At 61.5% G+C, this 20,851-nt stretch carries 19 protein-coding genes and 1 pseudogene; 8 read left to right on the top strand and 12 right to left on the bottom strand.

Annotated features, from left to right (window positions below; translation table 11 throughout):
- Positions 1–104 precede the first annotated feature (104 nt).
- The 5 genes from F7Q96_RS18520 (at position 105) to F7Q96_RS18500 (ending at position 4,726) form a co-directional block, all read left to right on the top strand.
- Positions 105–380 carry a DUF2933 domain-containing protein gene (locus F7Q96_RS18520; protein ID WP_115737203.1) on the top strand — a complete coding sequence of 92 codons (276 nt, stop codon included), beginning with the start codon at positions 105–107 and terminating at the stop codon, positions 378–380.
- A gap of 13 nt (positions 381–393) precedes the next feature.
- Entirely contained in the window at positions 394–2,835 is a 2,442-nt protein-coding gene (locus F7Q96_RS18515; RefSeq protein ID WP_151023060.1) for a heavy metal translocating P-type ATPase, read from the top strand.
- A gap of 64 nt (positions 2,836–2,899) precedes the next feature.
- Entirely contained in the window at positions 2,900–3,316 is a 417-nt protein-coding gene (locus F7Q96_RS18510) for a DUF411 domain-containing protein (protein ID WP_053823085.1), read from the top strand.
- Between the two features lie 28 nt (positions 3,317–3,344).
- Positions 3,345–3,908, top strand: a complete 564-nt coding sequence (locus F7Q96_RS18505) for a c-type cytochrome (protein ID WP_395896956.1) — start codon at positions 3,345–3,347, stop codon at positions 3,906–3,908.
- Positions 3,909–4,528: 620 nt separating this feature from the next.
- Entirely contained in the window at positions 4,529–4,726 is a 198-nt protein-coding gene (locus tag F7Q96_RS18500; protein ID WP_082371627.1) for a hypothetical protein, read from the top strand.
- 214 nt (positions 4,727–4,940) lie between these two features.
- On the opposite strand, the gene F7Q96_RS18495 is transcribed toward F7Q96_RS18500, so the two are convergent.
- The 6 genes from F7Q96_RS18495 to F7Q96_RS18465 form a co-directional block, all read right to left on the bottom strand.
- Positions 4,941–5,288 (bottom strand): CzcE family metal-binding protein, encoded by a 348-nt coding sequence (locus F7Q96_RS18495; RefSeq protein WP_082371461.1) that lies wholly within the window; start codon positions 5,286–5,288, stop codon positions 4,941–4,943.
- A gap of 385 nt (positions 5,289–5,673) precedes the next feature.
- The gene (locus tag F7Q96_RS18490) at positions 5,674–6,150 is read right to left on the bottom strand and encodes a cupredoxin domain-containing protein (protein WP_053821774.1); all 477 of its coding nucleotides are present in this window, start codon (positions 6,148–6,150) and stop codon (positions 5,674–5,676) included.
- Between the two features lie 69 nt (positions 6,151–6,219).
- Entirely contained in the window at positions 6,220–7,137 is a 918-nt protein-coding gene (gene copD / locus F7Q96_RS18485; protein WP_053821775.1) for a copper homeostasis membrane protein CopD, read from the bottom strand.
- Positions 7,138–7,144: 7 nt separating this feature from the next.
- On the bottom strand, positions 7,145–7,531 hold the full coding sequence (copC, locus tag F7Q96_RS18480; protein ID WP_053823086.1) for a copper homeostasis periplasmic binding protein CopC: 387 nt from the start codon (positions 7,529–7,531) through the stop codon (positions 7,145–7,147).
- Between the two features lie 38 nt (positions 7,532–7,569).
- Positions 7,570–8,856: a copper resistance protein B gene (locus F7Q96_RS18475; protein WP_223819834.1), complete on the bottom strand. Its 1,287-nt coding sequence runs from the start codon at positions 8,854–8,856 to the stop codon at positions 7,570–7,572.
- 17 nt (positions 8,857–8,873) lie between these two features.
- The gene (locus tag F7Q96_RS18465) at positions 8,874–10,760 is read right to left on the bottom strand and encodes a copper resistance system multicopper oxidase (RefSeq protein ID WP_053821776.1); all 1,887 of its coding nucleotides are present in this window, start codon (positions 10,758–10,760) and stop codon (positions 8,874–8,876) included.
- A 202-nt stretch (positions 10,761–10,962) separates the two neighbouring features.
- Here F7Q96_RS18465 and F7Q96_RS18460 point away from each other — a divergent pair, with 202 nt between their 5' ends.
- Both F7Q96_RS18460 and F7Q96_RS18455 read left to right on the top strand, forming a co-directional pair.
- Positions 10,963–11,649, top strand: coding sequence for a heavy metal response regulator transcription factor (locus tag F7Q96_RS18460; RefSeq protein ID WP_053821777.1), 687 nt, complete (start codon positions 10,963–10,965; stop codon positions 11,647–11,649).
- Positions 11,646–13,040, top strand: coding sequence for a heavy metal sensor histidine kinase (locus tag F7Q96_RS18455; RefSeq protein ID WP_151023058.1), 1,395 nt, complete (start codon positions 11,646–11,648; stop codon positions 13,038–13,040). The genes F7Q96_RS18460 and F7Q96_RS18455 overlap by 4 nt, the downstream gene beginning before the upstream one ends.
- A gap of 118 nt (positions 13,041–13,158) precedes the next feature.
- Here F7Q96_RS18455 and F7Q96_RS18450 read toward each other — a convergent pair.
- From F7Q96_RS18450 to F7Q96_RS18425, 6 genes and pseudogenes are all read right to left on the bottom strand, one after another.
- Positions 13,159–14,195: pseudogene (locus F7Q96_RS18450) on the bottom strand (IS630 family transposase).
- A 70-nt stretch (positions 14,196–14,265) separates the two neighbouring features.
- The gene (locus F7Q96_RS18445; protein ID WP_053821779.1) at positions 14,266–15,339 is read right to left on the bottom strand and encodes a porin; all 1,074 of its coding nucleotides are present in this window, start codon (positions 15,337–15,339) and stop codon (positions 14,266–14,268) included.
- 918 nt (positions 15,340–16,257) lie between these two features.
- Complete coding sequence (gene copK / locus F7Q96_RS18440; protein WP_053821780.1) at positions 16,258–16,542, bottom strand: periplasmic Cu(I)/Cu(II)-binding protein CopK; 285 nt, start codon at positions 16,540–16,542, stop codon at positions 16,258–16,260.
- Positions 16,543–16,631: 89 nt separating this feature from the next.
- On the bottom strand, positions 16,632–17,018 hold the full coding sequence (locus F7Q96_RS18435) for a hypothetical protein (protein WP_116322066.1): 387 nt from the start codon (positions 17,016–17,018) through the stop codon (positions 16,632–16,634).
- A gap of 238 nt (positions 17,019–17,256) precedes the next feature.
- Positions 17,257–18,249 (bottom strand): copper resistance protein B, encoded by a 993-nt coding sequence (locus F7Q96_RS18430; RefSeq protein WP_223819835.1) that lies wholly within the window; start codon positions 18,247–18,249, stop codon positions 17,257–17,259.
- Positions 18,246–20,183, bottom strand: a complete 1,938-nt coding sequence (locus F7Q96_RS18425; RefSeq protein WP_053821781.1) for a copper resistance system multicopper oxidase — start codon at positions 20,181–20,183, stop codon at positions 18,246–18,248. The genes F7Q96_RS18430 and F7Q96_RS18425 overlap by 4 nt, the downstream gene beginning before the upstream one ends.
- A 265-nt stretch (positions 20,184–20,448) precedes the next feature.
- On the opposite strand from F7Q96_RS18425, the gene F7Q96_RS18420 reads away from it, so the two are divergent.
- Positions 20,449–20,775, top strand: coding sequence for a four-helix bundle copper-binding protein (locus tag F7Q96_RS18420; RefSeq protein ID WP_062799392.1), 327 nt, complete (start codon positions 20,449–20,451; stop codon positions 20,773–20,775).
- The last annotated feature ends 76 nt before the right edge of the window (positions 20,776–20,851 follow it).

Raw genomic sequence — 20,851 nt, 5'->3', positions numbered from 1 at the left:
ACCGGCTTGACCTTCCCATTATCGGAAGCTCTACCGTTATCACAAGAAAGCTGAGTGCGGCGATTGGCTGCCGGTCAGCTTCCCGTCATGGTAAGGAGTCTGTCATGAAAGCATGTCATGCCCAATCGACGCATCATGGCGCCAACGCCGGCCAAATCCGTCGGTTTCGCTGGTCGCTGCGTTGGGGGATCGTCCTTGCCGCCGTGGCGATCGTCATCGCCATCGCGCTCGGGATGCCGCGTTGGAGTGCGGTTGCTTCCTGGCTGCCATTTGCGCTAGTGTTATTGTGCCCGTTGATGCATCTATTCCATGGCGGCCACGGGCGCAGCGCGCCTTCAAAAGAAGGCGGCGACCCGGTGGACGGACAGCGCCACGACTAACAGGAGGCCTTCCATGAATGAACCCAGCAGCCAGCGCCACCCACCGAAAGCGGGGCACCCTGACAAGGCAACAAGCCCCGGTCCTGGCGCGCATGCTGACCAGCACCATTCCCATCGCCACGGTGCGCCGCACGACAGCCCAGTGTCGGGCGTCGGCACCGCCAAAGATCCGGTTTGTGGCATGGTGGTGTCGGCCGACTCGGCATTCCAGACCCAACACGCTGGCATTCCCTATTACTTTTGCAGTGCATCGTGTCAGCGCAAGTTCGAGGCGGACCCGGCCAAGCACGCCGCGGCTGCGGCAGCTCCTGCCGCGGCCCCTTCAGCCGCCCCGGATGCGGAATCGGGGCCGCCGGGCACGATCTACACCTGTCCGATGCACCCCGAGATCCGGCAGGATCATCCCGGCAACTGTCCGAAATGCGGCATGGCGCTGGAGCCGCTGTTGCCGGACCTGGACGAGACCGAGAATCCGGAGCTGGTGGATTTTCGGCACCGTTTTTGGTGGACGCTGCCGTTGACGGTGGTGACCACGGTGTTGGCCATGCTCGGGCATCGATTTGGGTGGATGGAGGCGGCGACGCAGAGCTGGGTCGAACTGGTCCTGTCGACGCCGGTGGTGCTGTGGGCGGGTTGGCCCTTTTTCGTGCGGTGCATCCAGTCGTTTCTGCATCGCAGCCCCAATATGTGGACGCTGATCGGTCTGGGCACGGGTGCGGCCTATGCCTATAGCGTGGTCGCAACCGTGGCACCGGATGCGTTCCCGCAGACCTTTGCCGCCCACGGCCGCATCGGCGTGTACTTTGAGGCCGCGGCCGTCATCATCTCGTTGACGCTGCTCGGCCAGCTGCTTGAACTCAAGGCGCGATCGCAAACCTCCGCGGCGATCAAATCGTTGCTCGGGCTCGCGCCCAAGACGGCGCGCCGCATCGGGCGCGATGGCGCCGAGGAGGATGTGCCTCTCACTCATGTGCATGTCGGCGATTTATTGCGCGTCAGGCCCGGGGAAAAGGTGCCCGTCGACGGCATCGTGACCGAAGGCAGCAGTTCGGTGGACGAATCGATGATCACCGGTGAACCGATGCCGGTCACCAAGCGCGAAGGCGACCGCGTTATTGGCGCCACCATGAATACCTCAGGCAGCCTGATCATCCGGTCGGAGAAGGTTGGCGCACAAACGGTGCTCTCCCAGATCGTGCAGATGGTGGCGCAGGCGCAGCGCTCAAAGGCGCCGATGCAACGCATGGCCGATAAGGTCGCGGGCGTGTTCGTGCTCGGCGTCATCGGCGTCGCCGTGGTGACGTTCTTTGCCTGGGGCCTGTTCGGTCCACAGCCGAGTTGGGTGTTCGGTCTGATCAATGCAGTTGCGGTCTTGATTATCGCCTGTCCCTGTGCATTGGGGCTGGCCACGCCGATGTCGATCATGGTTGCCAGCGGCAAGGGCGCCACCAATGGCGTGCTGTTCCGCGATGCCGCCGCGATCGAGAACCTGCGCAAGGTCGACACCCTGATCGTCGACAAGACCGGTACGCTGACCGAGGGGCGGCCAGCCTTCGAGCGTGCAATTGGCGCCAATGGCTATGCCGACGACGAGGTCCTGCGGCTGGCGGCGAGCCTGGACCAGGGCAGCGAACATCCGCTGGCCGCGGCGCTGGTGGAGGCGGCCCGCATTCGTGGCTTGGCGCTGGAGAAGCCACAGGACTTTGAATCGAGCACGGGCATCGGTGTGCGCGGTACGGTCGGTGGGAAGACACTCGCCATTGGGAACACGGCGCTGATGCAAGCCGACGGCATCGACACCGAGGCGCTGCGCGCCCAAGCCGATACGCTGCGCGCACAAGGCGCGAGCGTTATGTATCTTGGCGTCGAGGGCCGTCTGGCCGGCCTGCTGGCGGTGTCGGATCCCGTCAAAGGCTCAACGCCCGAAGCGCTGGCGGCCCTGAAGGCCGAGGGCATCCGCGTGGTCATGGCCACCGGCGACGGCGTGGCCACGGCAAAGGCGGTGGCCGCAAGGCTGGACATTGCGGAGTTCCACGGCGAAGTGAAGCCCGCGGACAAGCTTCAACTGGTGAGCCAACTGCAGCAAAGCGGAGCGGTGGTCGCCATGGCCGGTGACGGCATCAATGATGCCCCGGCGCTGGCCAAGTCGGATGTGGGCATCGCCATGGGCACCGGCACCGATGTGGCGATGAACAGTGCGCAGGTGACGTTGGTCAAAGGCGACCTGCGTGGCATTGCGCGCGCACGCGAGCTATCCGAGGCAACCATTCGCAACATGAAACAAAACCTTGGCTTCGCGTTTATCTATAACGCGCTCGGGGTACCGTTAGCGGCAGGGGTGCTGTACCCGTTCACCGGTTTGCTGCTTTCGCCTATGATTGCCGCGTTGGCAATGAGCCTGAGCTCGGCCTCGGTGATCTCCAATGCGCTACGCCTGCGGCAGGCAGAGATTTAAGCTGGCGATGAGGCACTCGACCGGTGCTGACTTGTCTATTGACATGATGTTTTTCGGAGAATCCATGAAGTATTTCTTGGCCACTGCCGCATTGCTCGCGGCCGCCACCGGCGCGCAAGCGGCCTCGCCGACGCTAACGGTGTACAAGGATCCCAGTTGTGGCTGCTGTGCAGAATGGGTCAAACACGTGAACCAGGCCGGCATCCAGACCAAGGTCATTGATTCGTCCGACATGACGGCGGTCAAAGCCAGGCTCGGCGTCCCGACCCAGTTCGGCTCCTGCCATACCGCGGTGATCGATGGCAGCGCGCAGGTGGTGGAGGGGCACGTGCCGGCAGCAGCGGTGCGCAAGCTCGCTGCGAAGCCGACCTTGAAAGGGGTCGCAGTGCCCGGCATGCCGGCAAACTCGCCAGGCATGGGGCAGATGGACGGAAAGCTTGTGACAGTGGATTTTAGCGGCAAGCCATTCTCGAAAGACTAGGACTGCAGCGGGGCTGCGCGGGTAAGCGTTGCCAGAACTTCAGAACTGCCAGACAAAGGACATGGAAGAGTCAACTCAGTCGCGCTGGATCGTGGCCTGCGTGTTGGTGGTGGCCGCCGCGGCGGCCACCGGGGTCGCGCTCAAGGCGAAACGCTATCTGGAGCCACCCTCCGGTGGACCGCAGACGCTCAGGGAAGGGCGCCAACTGCGCATCGATGCCACGGATGCCGCGCAGCTCGGTCGCGGCAGGCAGCTGTACGCACAGGCCTGCGCGTCGTGCCATGGCGTCAAGCTCGAAGGCCAGCCTAACTGGCGCGAGCGGCTCGCAAATGGCCGGATGCCGGCGCCCCCGCATGATGCATCGGGTCATACCTGGCACCATGCGGACGCGGTGCTGTTTGCCATCACCAAGAACGGGCTCGTTGCCGGCGTGACCGCGCCGAGAGGCTATGTCAGTGACATGCCAGCCTTCGGCCAGTCGATGTCGGATGACGACATCATTGCCGTGCTCGCGTACATCAAGAGCACTTGGCCTGAGAAAATGGCAGTAGCGCAGCGCGAAGCGACCGCGCAGTATGCGAGCCCGAAGTAGCGACCCAAGCAAACACCGCAAGCAGGCGCTCCGGTCAGCGATGGCGCCTACGTCCGTTTCGAGCCTAGCCTGGGCTGCTGCAGTGACCCTGCACGAGCTGTCGCGGTGTGTACGCCACAGCTGACGAACATGTCGCGTTGAGCGGCCGGCTTGCTGGTATTCAGGCGCTTGGATCGCGCCTGGTAATTTCTGTCTCTTGCCTGCCTGCCCGCTCGCGCGTGGCACACAGCTGTATGCGAGCAGCGGTCGCGCGCCGTCGAAACGGCTCGAACACGCGTGCCGCTACGCCGATGACTCGTCGTGGGCGAAGATCGGCGAACGCTGCGCCGCACTAATCCCCTTACGTCGTCCAGAAGAGATACAAAAGCCCAAGCACGACCAGCGCCGCCCCAATGATCGAGTAGTAGCGCATGCCATGCAGGGGCTGGTCTGGATGGCCTCGCCGGTGAAAGACGAGTCTCATAGCCGTTATGGAAAGTCGAGCATTGCCATATGGTAGACCCAGCGCCGGTGATTTACCTTGACGTGTCTGCACGGCGGTCATTGAATGAATGCTGAAACGCGTCGCCACGAGAGCGGAACCATCCGCCGATTCACTTCTAGGGGTCCTGGAGACTACGATGCTGACACCACATGAAGTGGCCACCCTTATGCTGATCGACGACGCAGCCCCCAATCTCGCCGACCTCGATCACGCGTCGATCGAGGCATTGATTGAGCGGCAGCTGGTGCATCTGGAAAAATTGGCTTACGGCGATCGTCTGCACATCACGCCGCGGGGCAGTGACTTTTTGCATGCTCTCGCTAAATTGCATTAGGCTGGTCTGCAAACGCACTTGCGCACTGAAGGCTATGCGTTGCGCGTTGCGCAGTATGCCGCGATATGGCTAGACCCGGCGGTGCCCCTCGGGTCTGCAAGCGCCAAGTCAGCGGACCAAGGCGGACGTTCCACCGCCTACTGGTCCGGATGCGGCGTGGGGGAGGGCTGTCGAAGTGGTCGTCTGGCACAGCGTCCAGTAAGCAACCAATACGTCATGAGCTGCCCCGATAGAGCGGGCTTGGCGCGATGATGGCCGTGATGCCTTTGGCTTCCGGCAGATCCGGCAAAAGGAAGTTCAGCGCAACTGCCGATCGTCCACTACTTGTGGTCATAAAGGTCCAAGCCACCGTGCGGTTGGCGCCCCGGAAAGCAACGGTTTCTCCAGAGGTGACATTAACGTATCGCGCACCTGGCCGCAGCGTGATCGACCGAGTCGCCGTCTCGACGGCAGCGACGGTACCATACAAATCGGCCCTAGCAGGTGGCAAAGGCGCACACGCCGACGCCATGCCGAAGGCAGAGAGTGCCAGTGCGATCCGTAAAGCCTGCGTGGTAGTCATAATGAGACTCCCTGTCGATGTGCGGCAAGGTCTAACGGACCCGCCTTTGCGACAACCCGACTTCCACCCGCGCCAAGGACGCACGCAGCTTGGTGCTGCGCTGATCTGTGGGCAACTGGCAAGGCTACCGGCACCCAAACGCGAGTTGCCGCACGATCTAGTCTAATCAGGGCATTCCAACGATAACGTTGCCCAAACGTTACATTCTGGACAGGTAACAATGTGGTCCACGTCATGCCCCACAAGTCAACGCTTCCAAGTGGGGAGGATCACGCGCAAGAAAACGGGTCCGCCACGGCGGCACCATGACCCAACCTACGCTGTCGAACCCTCAGCATCGGTGCGCCGTTTTGTTCGCCGCCGGACGCACCCGTCGTCGCGCTTTTTACTTGACGGCCACCTTGCCGACCATGCCGGCTTCGAAATGGCCCGGCACCAGACAAGCGAAGTCGACGGTCCCAGGACCGTCGAACTGCCACACCAGTGTGCCTTGTTTGCCAGGTGCGAGCATAATCTGGTTCGGGATAGAGTGCTTAGCATCAGGCATGCTGCGCATCATCTGCGCGTGCTCTTTCAACTCAGCGGCGGTACCGATCACCATTTCGTGCTCCACTTTGCCGACATTCCGCACGACAAAACGCACGGTTTCACCGCGCTTGACCTGAATCGAGTCGGGCGCGAACCGCATCGTGTCGCTCATGGTCACGTTAACCGTGCGTGAGACCTTGGCCGGCTTGCCCGGCTGACCGGCAGCGGACTTACTGGCGCTAGCTGGGCTCGCATGGCCCTCCATGCTGCCGGCAGCCCACACCAGCATCGGCGACAGCCCCAACACCAGCAGCAACGACTTGAGCGTCTTCATGGCATCTCCTTGGCGGTTGTTTGAGAGCAAGACAAGCGCAGCCTTGCTGCGCGGTTCGTGAAAACGTGGCTACATGCCCGCGGGGGATAGGATGCCGAGCGAGGCGACAAGAGCTAGAATGAGCGTTGCCGCACTGGTCTCGAACATCAGGCTGCGCCGCAAGGTACGAACGGCGACGGCATGGTCGCCCGTCCGTAGGGCATGCTCCAGGCGCGGGCTCAGATGAAAACGGTTAGCCGCGGCAAGGGCGAGCATGGTACCGAACAGCGCCAGCTTGGACGCCAGCAGTCCACCGTATGAGTTCAGCGACAGTTCTGGCAAGACCGGACCGACAATCAACCAATAGTTCACTGCGCCGGTAATGACCAAGGTTGCGACAACGATCATACCCACCTGAGCGAAGCCGTTTGAGGTGCGGCTCAGTAGGGCAACCTTGGCAGGTGTGGCAGAGGGATGCGACAACAACACGAACGCGAGCAGAGCGCCGACCCATGCGCCGGCGGCCATTAGATGCGCGATATCCGAGGCAAGGTGAATGTAGCGTCGAATGCCATCATCCATGGCGCCATGGCCGCCCCAGGCAAGCGTGGACAGCGCGACGCCGCCCGCTGCAGCCAGAACCCAGAATTGAAGTTCTGGCCGTTTGCGGACAAACAACGCGACCAGCACGCAGAGGACCAGGGCAACGAGTCGCACGACCCAGGCCGCGCCAAACGCGGTGCCTGTCACAATCATTTCGAAGACATGGCCTTGCAGTTCGGCGTAGGATGCGGCACCGGTCATGCCCTTGGCCATGATGGTGATATTGGCCAGCGACAGGACGATGCCCAGGGCCGCGACCGCCGCGCCAAGCGTCAAAAAGCGCGCACCCGTTGGCGACGCCATTTCCTCACGGCGCAGTGCGTACAAGCCAAACAGCGGCAGACCAAACAGTGCAGTCAGGTCGAAATAGAGTGCGAAACGCACTGCAACAGTTGCCCAGTCCATCGGCGGATCACTTCACGGTGAACGCGATGTTGCCATTAATCGGGTGCGTGTCGGACGACACTGCACGCCAATCGACGCGGTAGCTGCCAGGCGCCAGCGTCTGGGCCGGGGTGATCACCATGGTCTTGGGGTCGTCGCTGCCGGCAACCTTGGCGGCAATTTTCATCGGCGCATGGTTGGCCATGCCGGGCATGCTGGTCATGACGAGGCTGGCCCCGGAGAATTGGGTCGCGAGGTTCTCTGAAAACTTCAGCTCGATCTTCTGCGGCGCCGCCACCTCGGCCTTGTCGGCGGGCATGGACGATACCAGCTTTGGATGGGCGAAGGCTGCAGTACTAGCCAGCACAGCGGCGGCTGCCAGAGCGGCACGAATGGTGAAGCGGGGCGCTTGCATGGTGAACTCCAAATATGAGTGTGGATTGAAATACGTGGTTAGAACCACATGCGAACACCCGCTACAAAACGGGTTTCGCCACTTCGGCCGCCGGCGGTGCGAACCATGTCGGCGGTATTGCCAAAGGTTTGGTACCGTTCAATGCCGATATAGGGAGCGAACTGACGGCTGAACTCATAGCGCAGGCGCAGACCCACGGCACCGCTGGAAAGCCCGCTGCCCACGCCGACCTCGGGATCGTTCTTGCCATAAAGATTGGCCTCGATTCGGGGTTGCAGGATCAGGCGCTGGGTAATTAGCAATTCATACTCGGCTGACAGGCGCAGCGCAGTGCGACCTTCGGTGCCGATATAGCCAGTAGCGTCGACCTCGAACCAGTATGGCGCCAGGCCCTGGATACCGAAGGCCAGCCAGTTTCGGGTTGGCCGGCCATAGCCGGCATCGTTGCGGATACCCAGCTGCGTGTCCCAATAGGTGGCAATGGCATGACCCCACAGCAATTCGGTCCGCGCCTCGTGGATCTTGCGCCTCTCGGATTCGCCTTCGGCCTTGATCACGAGGCGGTTAAAGCTGCTGCCAATCCACGCTTGCGCCTCATAGGCAGCGGCATTGCTCTCATTTCCCTTGACCCATTCCAGCCGGTCAACGAGTACCGAGGCAAATAGGTGTTCGTCTGCCATGTGCAGCGAACGGTGCGGACCAATGGCGTATTGACCCACGCCGAGCTGATAGCCCCCTGAGTAACCGTGCGGGTCGCGCGCATCCGCGGGCGCGCTCCCCCCTTGCATCTGCATGTCGCCATGATCCATGCCTTGCATCGAACCCGTGCCTTGCATCTGGCTGTGGTCCATGCCCTGCATCGAACCCATGCCCTGCATCTGGCTGTGGTCCATGCCCTGCATCGAACCCATGCCCTGCATCTGGCTGTGGTCCATGCCCTGCATCGAACCCATGCCCTGCATCTGGCTGTGGTCCATGCCCTGCATCGAGTCCATGCCTTGCATCTGGCTGTGGTCCATGCCCTGCATCGAGTCCATGCCTTGCATCTGGCTGTGGTCCATGCCCTGCATCGAGTCCATGCCTTGCATCTGGCTGTGGTCCATGCCCTGCATCGAGTCCATGCCTTGCATCTGGCCGTCGGTGGCAGCGGTGCCGCCAACCTTGCCCGAAGACTTTGCTTTCGGAATGGACTTCGCCTTTTCCGCGACGGCGGGCGACGAAGTTTGCGTTGGAACCGCTTCGGTGTGGGCGTGCTGGGCCCAAGCTGCGCTCATGCCAGCGGAAGCAAGCACGGCGGCAAGTACTGTTCTTGTTGGTTTTTCCATGTGCATATCGGTTAGGGTCAGGCCACCACCACTTCGCGGAACATCCCGGCGTCCATGTGCAACATCAGGTGGCAATGCCAGGCCCACCGGCCCAAGGCGTCGGCGGTGACGAGGAAGCTGATGCGTTGCGCCGGTTGCACCGCGATCGTGTGTCGACGCGCGAGGAAGGCGCCATCCGGCGATTCGAGTTCGCTCCACATGCCATGCATGTGCATTGGGTGCGTCATCATGGTGTCGTTGTGCAAAATGACGCGCAGCCGCTCGCCATACTTAAAGTGCACCGGCGTCGAATTTCCGAACTCCACCCCGTCGATGGACCACGAGTAACGCTCCATATTACCGGTCAAGTGCAGTTCCACTTCGCGCCCGGGACCGCGTTTGTCCAACGGACCGCCAATGGTGTGCTGATCGGCCAGTGTCAGGACGCGGCGCCCGGTGTCGCGCAAACCGATGCCCGGGTCGTCCAAGTTGGTGCGCGCCATGTCAACGCGCATATCGGTGGTGGCGCCATACTCGGTCTTGGCGTGGCGCGCCTTGGTGCTGGGCACCTTCAGCGACGCATCGGTCGCCATGCCCCCCGACATGCTACCCATGGCATGCTGGCTGTGATCCATGGCCATAGCGCCATGGTTCATGCCTTGCATGCCCATCGAGCCGTGGTCCATGCCTTGCATGGCCATGCCGCCATGGCTCATTCCGCCCATGGCGCTGTGATCCATGCCGCCCATGCCTCCCATACTGCCCATCATGTCGGCCATGGTGAGCCACTGCGGCTTATCCACGGCGGGCACCGGTGCCGCCAGCCCGGCTCGAGTTGCCAGGGTGCCGCGGGCATAGCCGGTGCGATCCATCGACTGCGAGAAAATGGTATAGGCCTCGTCGCGCGGCTCGACCAGCACGTCACAGGTCTCGCCCGGGCCGAAGCGGAACTCATCGACGGTTACCGGTTCGATGTTCTGTCCATCGACTTGGATGACCTTAAGCTTGAGGCCGGGAATGCGCACATCGTAGAACGTGTTGCCTGCGCCGTTGATAAACCGCAGACGAACCTTCTCGCCCGGCTTAAACACGCCGGTCCAGTTGCCGGCCGGTGTGACGCCGTTCATCAAGTAAGTCAGCGTGGCGCCCGAGAGATCCGCCAGATCGGTCGGGCTCATCCGCATCTCGTTCCACATCTTGCGCTTAGCGAGCGCGCTCTTCATCCCTTCACTGGAGACGTCGCGGAAAAAATCGATAACCGTCGGCTGGTTATAGTTGTAGTAGTCGCTCTGAACCTTCAGTTTCGAGAGCACGCGCATCGGATCTTCGTCGGTCCAATCCGAGAGCAGCACGGTATAATCGCGATCGGCTCGCACGCCATCCACGCCGGTGGCTGGATCGATGACAATGCCGCCATACACGCCGGTCATCTCCTGGAAGCCCGAATGCGAGTGATACCAATAGCTACCAATCTGGTCGACCTTGAAGCGGTAGGTGAAGGTCTCGCCCGGCGCAATGCCCGCAAAGCTGATCCCCGGCACGCCGTCCATCTCGAACGGCAGAATGATCCCGTGCCAATGAATCGACGTGTGCTCGCGCAACCGGTTCGTGACCCGAATCGTCACCGTTTCGCCTTGACGCCAGCGCAGCGTCGGCCCCGGCAACATGCCATTGATGGTGGTCGCGACGCGTGGCGTCCCGGTGAAGTTGACCACCGACTCGCCGATCACGAGGTCGAAGTCGGTCCCGCGCAGCACTGGTGCTGTGCCGGATAAGACATCTGCCGGTCGGCCTGACGGCTGAGCCCAGGCCGCACCGCCCAAGCCAGACAGCCCCGCCATCACGCCACCGGCGGCCAGACCCTGTACAAAACGGCGGCGCGGCAGATTAGGCAGCACAAGGCCAGACGGTCGATCACGTCGCATGAAATAGTCCTTTTTGCTTGAATGGCCGCGTCGGAAGGCGGCAGCAAGAGAGTAACGACAGCGAGGCTACCGTCAACTTACCCAAACATTACATTCCGGTAAGGTCTGGGTTACCCACAGAGCGTCTCGGTAGACTACCCCGTATTAGAGCCGGTCCAACAGGCGGGCACATAATCCGAAAGACGAGGGGGAGGGCACGAAGATGAAGCTGCTGGTGGTAGAAGATGAATCCAAGACCGGCGAGTACCTGCGCCAGGGGCTGACCGAGGCAGGATTCGTGGTCGACTTGGTCGCCAACGGGCTGGACGGACAGCACTTGGCGCTTAACGAAGCGTACGACCTGATTATCCTCGACGTCATGCTACCCGATCTCGATGGCTGGCGTATTTTGCAGACGATCCGCGCCGCGGACAACCCGGTTCCGGTGTTATTTCTGACCGCCCGCGACAGCGTGGCCGATCGGGTCAGGGGGTTGGAGTTGGGCGCTGACGACTATCTGGTCAAGCCATTCGCGTTCTCGGAACTACTGGCGCGCGTACGTACGCTATTGCGGCGCGGTACTGTACAGCTAGCGATGGACCGCATTCAGGTGGGCGATCTGGTGCTGGATTTGGGCAGGCGCCGGGCGTCGCGGGCCGGGCGCCGCATCACGCTGACCAGCAAGGAGTTTGCGCTGCTGGAGTTGCTCGCTCGCCGGCGCGGCGAGGTGCTGCCACGCTCGTTGATTGCCTCCCAGGTCTGGGACATGAACTTTGACAGCGATAGCAACGTGATCGATGTGGCCATTCGCCGCTTGCGGGCGAAGATCGACGATGACTTTGATATTAAGCTGATTCAGACCGTGCGCGGCATGGGCTACGTGCTGGAAGCGCCGGAGGAGCAGGCATGACGCATCGCCTGTCCCTGACGATGCGTCTGACCATCCTGTTTTCGCTCTGCTCTGCCGTGGTGCTGCTGGGCTTGGGCGTTCTCATCTGGCTGGCGATGGACCGCCACTTCGCCACCGAGGATTATGTGGTGCTCGGCGACAATATTCGCCTGATCGAAAAGATCGCGCAGGAAACGCCGGCCGAGCGCTTGCCCCAGCGGCTTCGGGAAATGGTCGATCACCATCCTGGCTTCGTCGCGCAGGTGCAGACCGCACAAGGCCACAAGCTGTATGCGACCAAGGACTTCGATTTTGCGATTGCTTTCGAGGCGATTCCGCGCGAATTGGCGCGTGACAATACCTTCGTCTGGCAGCAAGGCGAGCAGGAGTATCGCGGCATGCGCGCGCAGGTTGGTGCGGCTGACCCGCGCATTGCACCTTTGCGCGTCGTGGTCGGCATGGACACGGAAATCCACGCGCACTTCATGCATGCATTTCGTCGTTCGCTGGCCTTCTATACCACATTGGCGGTGCTCGCCAGCGGTCTCTTTGGTTGGTGGGCGGCGCGACGCGGGCTCGCACCCCTGCGCATGATGGTCTCACGCGCCAAGGGCGTCACCGCGAACAAACTGGATGCGCGCATGCCGGTCGAAGCCGTGCCGGTCGAGATGGCAGATCTGGCGATCACGTTAAACGCGATGCTGGAGCGACTGCAGGATGATTTTCGGCGGCTCTCGGAATTCTCCTCCGATTTGGCGCATGAGCTGCGCACGCCCATCACCAACCTGATGACGCAGACGCATGTCGTGCTATCGCAGCCGCGAGATGCCGCCAAATATCGAGAGGTCCTGGCCTCGAATGCCGAGGAATTGCAGCGGCTTGGGCGCATGGTGTCCGATATGCTGTACTTGGCCAAGATGGAGCACGGCATCACACTGCCGAATGAGGAAGCGATCAACGTGGCTGATGAAGTACAGGCGCTGTTCGAATTCTACGACGCGCTGGCAGAGGACAAGGGCGTCAATCTACGGCTTGATGGGCAGGCGAAAATTACCGGCGACCGTCTGATGTTACGCCGAGCGCTCAGCAATCTGCTCTCGAACGCTCTACGCTATACGCCGTCCGGCAAAGAGATCCGGGTCGAGACGCGCGAGCAGGGCGGCAGCACGTCGATCGTAGTCGAGAATGAGGGCGAGGAAATCAGTCCCGAGTTGCTGCCATCGCTATTCGACCGCTTTTTCCGTGCCGACAAATCAAGGACCCGTGCGGAGTCCGAAAGCGTGGGACTGGGTCTCTCCATCACGCAAGCCATCATGTTTGCGCACGGGGGCCAGATTTCGGCGGAATCGTCGGAAGGCACTACGCGCTTCATTTTGACGTTTCCCCGCCAGCGAAACGCCGCCCGGAGCTAGACGGTTGGCCTCCAGCGCGTCGCCGCATAAAAATAGCCACGGCGTTGCGGCGCCGTGGCTAGTGGTCCTTCGGTAAAAGGACCGTTCAACCTATTGATCCGGCATTGTATCTAGAATCTCATGCGGCATCACGAAGCGGTTTGGGCTCGAAACTCGCTTTTGGTCCGCTCGGGCTGTCGTTGACACCTTCACAGGTACATGGACGTCGCCTTGACCAGTTGCAGCTTGGTGCGCGCCGGCGCCAGCGTTGTGACGGCCGGCTTGAGGTCGGCGAAGGCCCTCTCGTCCGGGGTTGAGTTCGGGTCTGTAGCTTGGCCGGTAGAAGACTTCGATTTCGTGCTTGTGCTCGGCCAACCACGCCTTTACGGGCTTGCTGTGATGCACGCGCAGATTGTCCAGGATCAGGTAGACCTTGCGCTTAATACCCTTGACCAGCCGTTTCACGAACTTGATCAGGATGTCGGAATTGAGCGCGCCGTCGAATATCTTCCAGCGCATCGTTCCCTGGTTGGTAACGCTGGAGATGACCGACAAGCCATGGCACTCGTTGTTCGCCCGTACCACCGCCGCCTGGCCTTGCGCAGCATGGCCGCGCATGCGTACGTCGTTGCTGCGCAAGCCGGTCTCATCGCCCCAATGGATCTCGGCGCCTTCTGCCTTGGCGCTCGCTAAAATGACCGGATACTCCTCATCGAGCCACTTCTTCACTGCCGCTGGCGGCTCGTAGGCCTTCTGGATCGGCCTCTGCGGCGTGAAGCCCCAGCGTTCGTGGTAAAGACCTAGGGTGCGTGCAGCGAGTTCGATGCCGTAGCGATCGCGGATCAGTTTTGCCACCGCCTGGCGCTGCCACAGCGGGTACCCCATCTTCATCTGATCGGGCGTACGGTCGCGAATCAGGCGCAGCACTTCACTCTCCTGCTCGGCCGTCAGCGTGCGTCCAATGCCGCGGGGTCGTCCCGGCCGCGTAGTGTCCACCGCCTTCCAGCCGCCCGCTTCATACGCCTTGAATGCCGCACTCACCGTCGCGCGCGTCAGCTCGCACTGCGCCGCCGCCTCGTTCACGCTCACGCCTTGAAGCCGCATTCTCACCGCTCGCCGTCGCCGCTCGTTCAACGCGTCGACCGACAGCGTCCTCGAGTCGATTTTGTCATGCATCATCTGACTAACCCTCTCGAGAACGTCCCCTATTTGTGTGCCGGATCAACAGGTATTCAGGCGGCTTTGCTTAAAACTTATGGCGTAGACCCAGCACGACACCGGTCTGGTTGTCGCCCGGCACGACATTGACCGGCGCGCCACTGCTGGCGTTAAAGCCGTTCAAGCCCAACTGTGAGCCACCTTTGTTACGGACATAGCCGACATTGAAGTACATGTCGGTGCGTTTGGAAAACGCGTAATCGGTCGAGGCCACGAACATCAGCGGATCGGCGCCGGAACCCCGCACATCGGTATAGTACGCTGCGCCGGTGAGCGACAGCGCCGAGGTCAGCTGATAACGCAGGCCTGCCCAATACAAGTTGGAGCGCATTGCGCTTACCGCGCTCGAGATATTTCCGTTGAGCCAACGATATCCGGCATACAGCTTTGCTGGTCCGATCCCATAGCTGATCCCCACTAACGCGCGCCGGTCCTTTTGCCCCTGCGATGCAACGGTTGACCCCTGGTACTCGTCGTACAGGGCGCCCAGGGAAAGCGGTCCAGTCGAATACACCAGACCCGCACTCATCTCCCGGTCCACCTTCAGCTCGCCGGGGACTTCGCCGCCGCCAGTGCGGCCGAAGCTGTACAGTGCCATGGCGGTCACGCCGCCAAACGTGCCCTTGTACTTGACGGAATTGTCCGCGCGACCGGCAATGGTATCGTCGCTCTTGAAAAGCGAGTATCGCGGCGCGAAACCCATCGGATCAAACTGAATGGCGGTGTCGTATAGCACCGTGGTCTGGCGACCAAGGGTCAGCTGACCATATGGGCTGGACAGCCCGACCAGTGCGCCCCGGTCAAATAACCGGCCGGCGCTACTCGACTGCGCGGTATCAAGGGCGAAGCCGCTCTCCAGTTCGAACACCGCTTTGAGGCCACCGCCGAGATCTTCCGTACCCCGCAAGCCCCAACGCGAGGTCGACATATTGCCGGCCGACATGCGCACCTGGTTGGTGCCGCCGCTCGACGATGGCACATTCGATAAATATTCGATGCCGACATCGGCGACGCCGTATAGCGTGACACTCGTCTGCGCATAAGCCCCCAATGACAGCGACCCCAGCAGCATGCCAGCGGCGGTCATCTTTCTTCTTTTCATAGCGTCTCCAGTTCGCCACGTTATTGGTATTCGATAGGCACTGAAGTCTAGTGAGACCAAGCTTACTGCGACATTGCAAGCCGGTTACATTGTTGGGGCGGATGCAACTTGTGCAGCGCGCAGCGGTCGCCCATTCCCACGGAGTTAGCAGGCATGCGCTCGCGCTGGGCTAATGGGAAGTAGACGACAGGAGAGTGCGCGATGGCGGGATGATGTCTTGTCATGTTCTCGTAATCTCTGTGACAGACCGGCCGCCCTAGAATCAATCGCGTTGCCGCCTTGGGTCAACAGGAGCGCCCCGTTCTTTCCAGGTGCCAGGTGGCATGCCGCGTCATGATGCTGGCCGTCAGATCCCACGAAGACAGCCTGCGTCCAGTTCTTTTTTAGGGAGACTTCGATTGAATCTGATCCGAACCGGCTTATCGGCGTTGCTTGTTAGTCTTAGCGCTTCTGCGTTGGCGCACGCCCCCATTTTGGATCTTGATCGGGGTCCTGCCGCTTTCGTGCCCGGTGGCCTGGCCGAGCCGCGCCCTACGGAGTGGCTGATCGACGTCGGGGCGCGGGTCAACGCGACCTGGCGCCGAACACTTGGTGCGGGGGAGGGGTGTGTGCTGGTTTTGGACAATCCCCGCAACGAGCCAGCCGAGGTCACCGTAGTGATTTCCCAGGATGACGCCGGACACGCGATGCCCGGAACGCGCCCGGTATCGCTGCGCATCCCTGCTCATGGTCGCCATGCCCTGACACTGCAGGCCTCTCGGTCGCTTAGCGTGTCCGTGTACGCTGAGAAATAATGCAGCGCTCGCTCATCGCTCGGGCCGCGTGGGTGACGCTGAGCATGGCAAGCGGCCCGGACGGGCTCCGAGCAAGGGCACTGCACGGCGCCCGCTTGCTCAGAGCCCGTGTCAGGTCGCCCGCTTAGCCGCCTTCGCGGTGACCTTTGATGAGGGCGTCGTCCAGACGGAACACCTCATTGCCCTTCATCAGGATCTTGCTACCGTCTTTGGTCTCCATGACCTTGCCTTCTGGCATGCTGACGGACTTGCCGTACTTGTTCTCCATGCCCATCTTGCCGTCTTTGAAAACGTGGACTTTTGATCCGTCTTTGAGCTCATAGGTTTTCACGACCGTGCTCAAATCGGTCGCGGCGGCAGTAAGCGATACCGCGGCAATCAGGCTTGCAACGACAAGTTTGCTTTTCATCTTCGAGATCTCCTTTGGCTCGGTGGCACAGGTTGAGACTGCGTTGGCACACGCGGAAAGCGCGTACCGAAAAAGGGGGAACGTCTAGACTATTGCGGTGGCGCCGGTCGGGGCTGGCCGCAGTCACGGTTTTGTCGCTTCGCCTCTCGCGACGGCTTAGATTTGGCAGTATTCGATGGCGCCGCGGCGCCGTTGCCGTGCTTGAATAAGCGGTGCCGGGGGTTCACGGCAAGCGCATACTGCGGGGTTTCCTTGTCCCGCTGCGCTGTACAGTCCAGCGACCTGCTTTCCCATTCATGGTCCACGGCAGGCCACATCGCGGGCGCGGCAGGAGCCGGCACGCCACCGCACTGCAGCCACCAGTTACTGCTGAGCTCTTGCCTGGGCTCCCAGCCGATTTGAATGGCGCCAATCGCACCGGGCGCGATGCCCATTGCCGCGCCACCGAGCAGGACCAGCAGCTTTCCGACTTTCATGGGTCCTTTCCTGAGTTGGCCGGCGACGTGTGCCACGCGCGCCAGCATGGCACGCGGAGAGGACGCAGACTAATGCCCCATCAAACGGGGCCCCCCTATGGCTGCTTGCACGTGCGTCATAATGACCATTCTATTTTCCCGCGCGCGGCCTTCGCAGGCGTGATACGAAATGTAATCGCACAGTAAGTTGGCGGTTAACCAGCAGCGGGCTTGAACCTGGCCGGCGTCTCAAATGGGTTCAGAACCAGATTCGCACGCCGGCAACGATTTGCTTGTCGGTGGTCCGCTCTCCGGCAGCACGCGCAAAATCCGCGGTATTGCCCAGCTTCTTGCCCCACACCACGCCTAGGTAGGGGGCGAACTGGCGACGGATCTCGTATCGCAGTCGCAAGCCAAGCTTGAACTCGGACACGCCGCTGCCAATGCCTCGCGCCTCATCTGCCTTGCTATAGGCGTTCGCCTCGAACTCCGGCGTCAACAGCAGACGTTGGGTGAAGCGAATATCGTAGGTAGCCCGCACTCGGGCGGCAGCGCGTCCCGACGACCCCAGATAAGCCGTGGCTTCGATATCAAACCAATAAGGCGCCAGGCCTTGCACGCCAAAGGCGCCCCAGGTCCGCGGCGGCCCATTGCCGAAATCCTGGCGCACGCCCAGTTGCCAATCCCAGAACGGCGCAAAGGCGTGTCCCCACAGTGCCTCAGCTCTGGCATCCTCTGTGTTGCCATACAGACGCGTGCCTTCCGACTTGACCCATAACCGGTTCAGATCCCGTCCTACCCAGGCGAGCATGTCCCAGGCCAGTCCAGAGCCGCCGGGTGCCTTGACGTACTCGAGGCGATCGAATAGCACCTGATAGTAGATATCGTTATCGGCCATCGTATCCCCAGGCATGGGAATGCCTCGGTTCGGATCTGCCATCGGCACCGGGGCCTCATTCACCTGGATGATCGCATTCGCGCCGCCGGGCACTGAGGCAGATTCTGTCGGACTGACTGCGGGATGGCTTGGCGCTGGCTTCCCGGCTGGAGCTGCGGTCTTTGGTGGCATCGGGGCATCGTGCGCCATGCCTGGCATCGGCGTATCGTGTGTCATACTTGGCATCGGCGCCATCGTCTGCGCCGCCACGCTGTGGCACTGCACGCTGGCCAAGAGAGCCAGGCTTGCGAGAAGGATGAGACGGTGGTTGGGCACGTCAATCTCCCTGGCGTTGGCGAGGTTCAACCCGCTCATGCGACCACGACCTTGCGGAACATGCCGGCTTCCATGTGGTAAAGCAAGTGACAATGAAAGGCCCATTGTCCCGGCGCATCGGCCGTCACCAGGAAGCTGACTTGTTTGGACGGCTGGACGTTGATCGTGTGCTTTCTGACCAGCGCCTGGCCTTCGTGATTTTCCAGCTCGCTGAACATCCCGTGCAGGTGCATCGGGTGGTTCATCATGGTGTCGTTGATCAGCGTGATGCGCAGGCGCTCCCCGTAGTAGAGCCGGATCGGTTCGGCTTGGGAAAACTTCTTGCCGTCGAGGCCCCAGATGAAACGGCGCATATTGCCGGTCAAGTGCAGTTCCAACTCCCGGCTGGGCGGGCGCTTGTCGATCACCGGGCCGAGCGTTTTAAGGTCCGCGTAGGTCAACACTCGCCTGCCGTTGTTGCGCAGTCTTGGCCCCGGATCCGACAGCGAGCGGGAAGGGTTCATCGAGCGCATGTCGACCTGTGGCCCCATGCCAGGCATATTGCCCATCTTGCCCATGTCATGCCCCATCTCGCCACCGGTTTTCTGCATCCCCGGCTTCGCGTCGGACTTGCCGTGGTCCATGCCGGCCATTCCGGCATGGGCGTCCTTCGCTGGCCCGGACATGGTCGACATGTCATGCCCCCCCATGCCCCCCATGGCGCCCATGCCCGCCTCCGGCGTCATTGGTTGCATCGTGGGTGCGCCACCCATGGACTCCATCCCCATGCGATCCATGGCCATGGATGGTTTCTGATCCATCTTCATGGCCCCCATTTCCATGCTGCCCATATCCATGTCCGCCATGTCGCCCATGCCCATATCGGCCATGGTGAGCCAGGTCTTCGGATCGAGCTTGGGCACGTCGGCTTCCATCCCGACTTCCGGTGCAAGTGTCGCCCTGGCGTAGCCGCTGCGATCGATCGACTGAGCAAAGATGGTGTGCGCCTTATCGTCCGGCATCTGCACCACTACGTCGTAAGTCTCGGCGACGGCAATGCGGATTTCATCCACCGGTACCGGTTCGACATCCTGCCCATCAGCCGATACCACCGTCATCTTCACGCCGGGAATTCGGACGTCAAAGTTGCTGGTCGCCGAGCCGTTGATAAAGCGCAACCGCACGCGCTCCCCGGCTTTAGCGATCGCTGTCCAATTTTTATCTGCGGGCGTGCCGTTGATCAGGTAGGTAAAAGTGGCTCCCGAAACATCGGCCAAATCGGTCGGATTCATTCGCATCTGGTTCCACATCGCGCGCTTAGCCAAGGCCTCGGACAGCCCCATTTCGGACACATCTCGGGCAAAGTCGCCCACCGTCGGCATCTGAAAGTTATAGACGTCGCTCATCTTCTTGAGCTTCGCGAACACCATTTCCGGGTTTTCATCCGTCCATTCGCTGAGCATCACGACATAGTCGCGATCGACCTTGATCGGGTCTGGATGCATTGGCTCGATGACCAGCGGTCCGTACAAGCCGGTCTGCTCCTGAAAACGGGTATGCGCGTGGTACCAATAGGTGCCGGCTTGCCGCACTTGAAAGCGATACACGAACGTCTCGCCCGGCCCGATGCCGGGAAAGGAGATACCGGGCACGCCGTCCATCTGAAACGGCAGCAAGATGCCGTGCCAGTGAATCGATGTTTGGGTATCGAGCAAGTTGGTCACGCGCAGCGTGACCTCGGTGCCTTGCTTCCAATGCAGAATCGGCGCGGGGATGGAGCCGTTCACACTGGTGGTAGGCCGGATACGGCCGGTAAACGACATGGGCGTCGCGCCAATGGCCAGGTCAAACGTGGTCCCTGTCAGCACGACCGGATAGCCTTGGCTCTTCAAGGCCCAAACGGCGCGTGGATACGCGCCCAGGCTCGCCAAGCCGCCTCCGGCGATCAGACTTCCCAGCAGTCGGCGGCGGCTCAGTGAGACGGGGCGAAGCATGGCATCGCTAGGGCGTTCGAACACGTTGTCTCCTCGCGCAATGGTGAAACGTCCACTTAGCATAGTGCGCGCCACGTCGAAGCAAAAGCTCCTTTAGCGTCATCAGCCTGGCCAAAACATGTGCTGTCACCGGTTTCGTCATCGTCGCGTAATGCTCCTGTAAGGCAGTCGCTCCCATGCTGTCGTCTGCTTCCTGTGGCGCGCGAATTGCTCTCAATTTGGCGGCGTCTCGCAACGCTGGTCGAATTTCTTTAGGAGCTTTGCCATGCCACATGAAAACTATCTATCTTGTATTGAAGCCTGTCACGCCTGCACAGTCGCCTGTCATCACTGTGCTGCGTCTTGTCTGCGTGAGCCAGAGGTTGAGGCCATGAAACGCTGCATCGCACTCGACCTGGACTGTGCCGAAACATGTGCCTATGCCGCGGCGATGATGGCGCGCGACAGCCAGTACGCGCGCGCGATATGCGCGCTGTGCGCGAAGGTCTGTGAAGAGTGTGGGACGGAGTGCGCCAAGCACGAAGCGCAGCATTGCCAAGAGTGCGCACGTGCCTGTCAGGAGTGCGCGCAGGTCTGTCGCGCCATGGCGTAGATCCAGGTAGCCCAACGACTCGATCTTGGACGGCAACGCGCGGCTCGGGTGGTGAAGCCATGGCACGCCGCGAACT

This window comes from Cupriavidus gilardii, assembly GCF_008801915.1.
GTDB lineage: Bacteria > Pseudomonadota > Gammaproteobacteria > Burkholderiales > Burkholderiaceae > Cupriavidus > Cupriavidus gilardii.
Note: the sequence above shows the minus strand (reverse complement) of the source record. Positions and strands in the feature narration are given on the sequence as shown.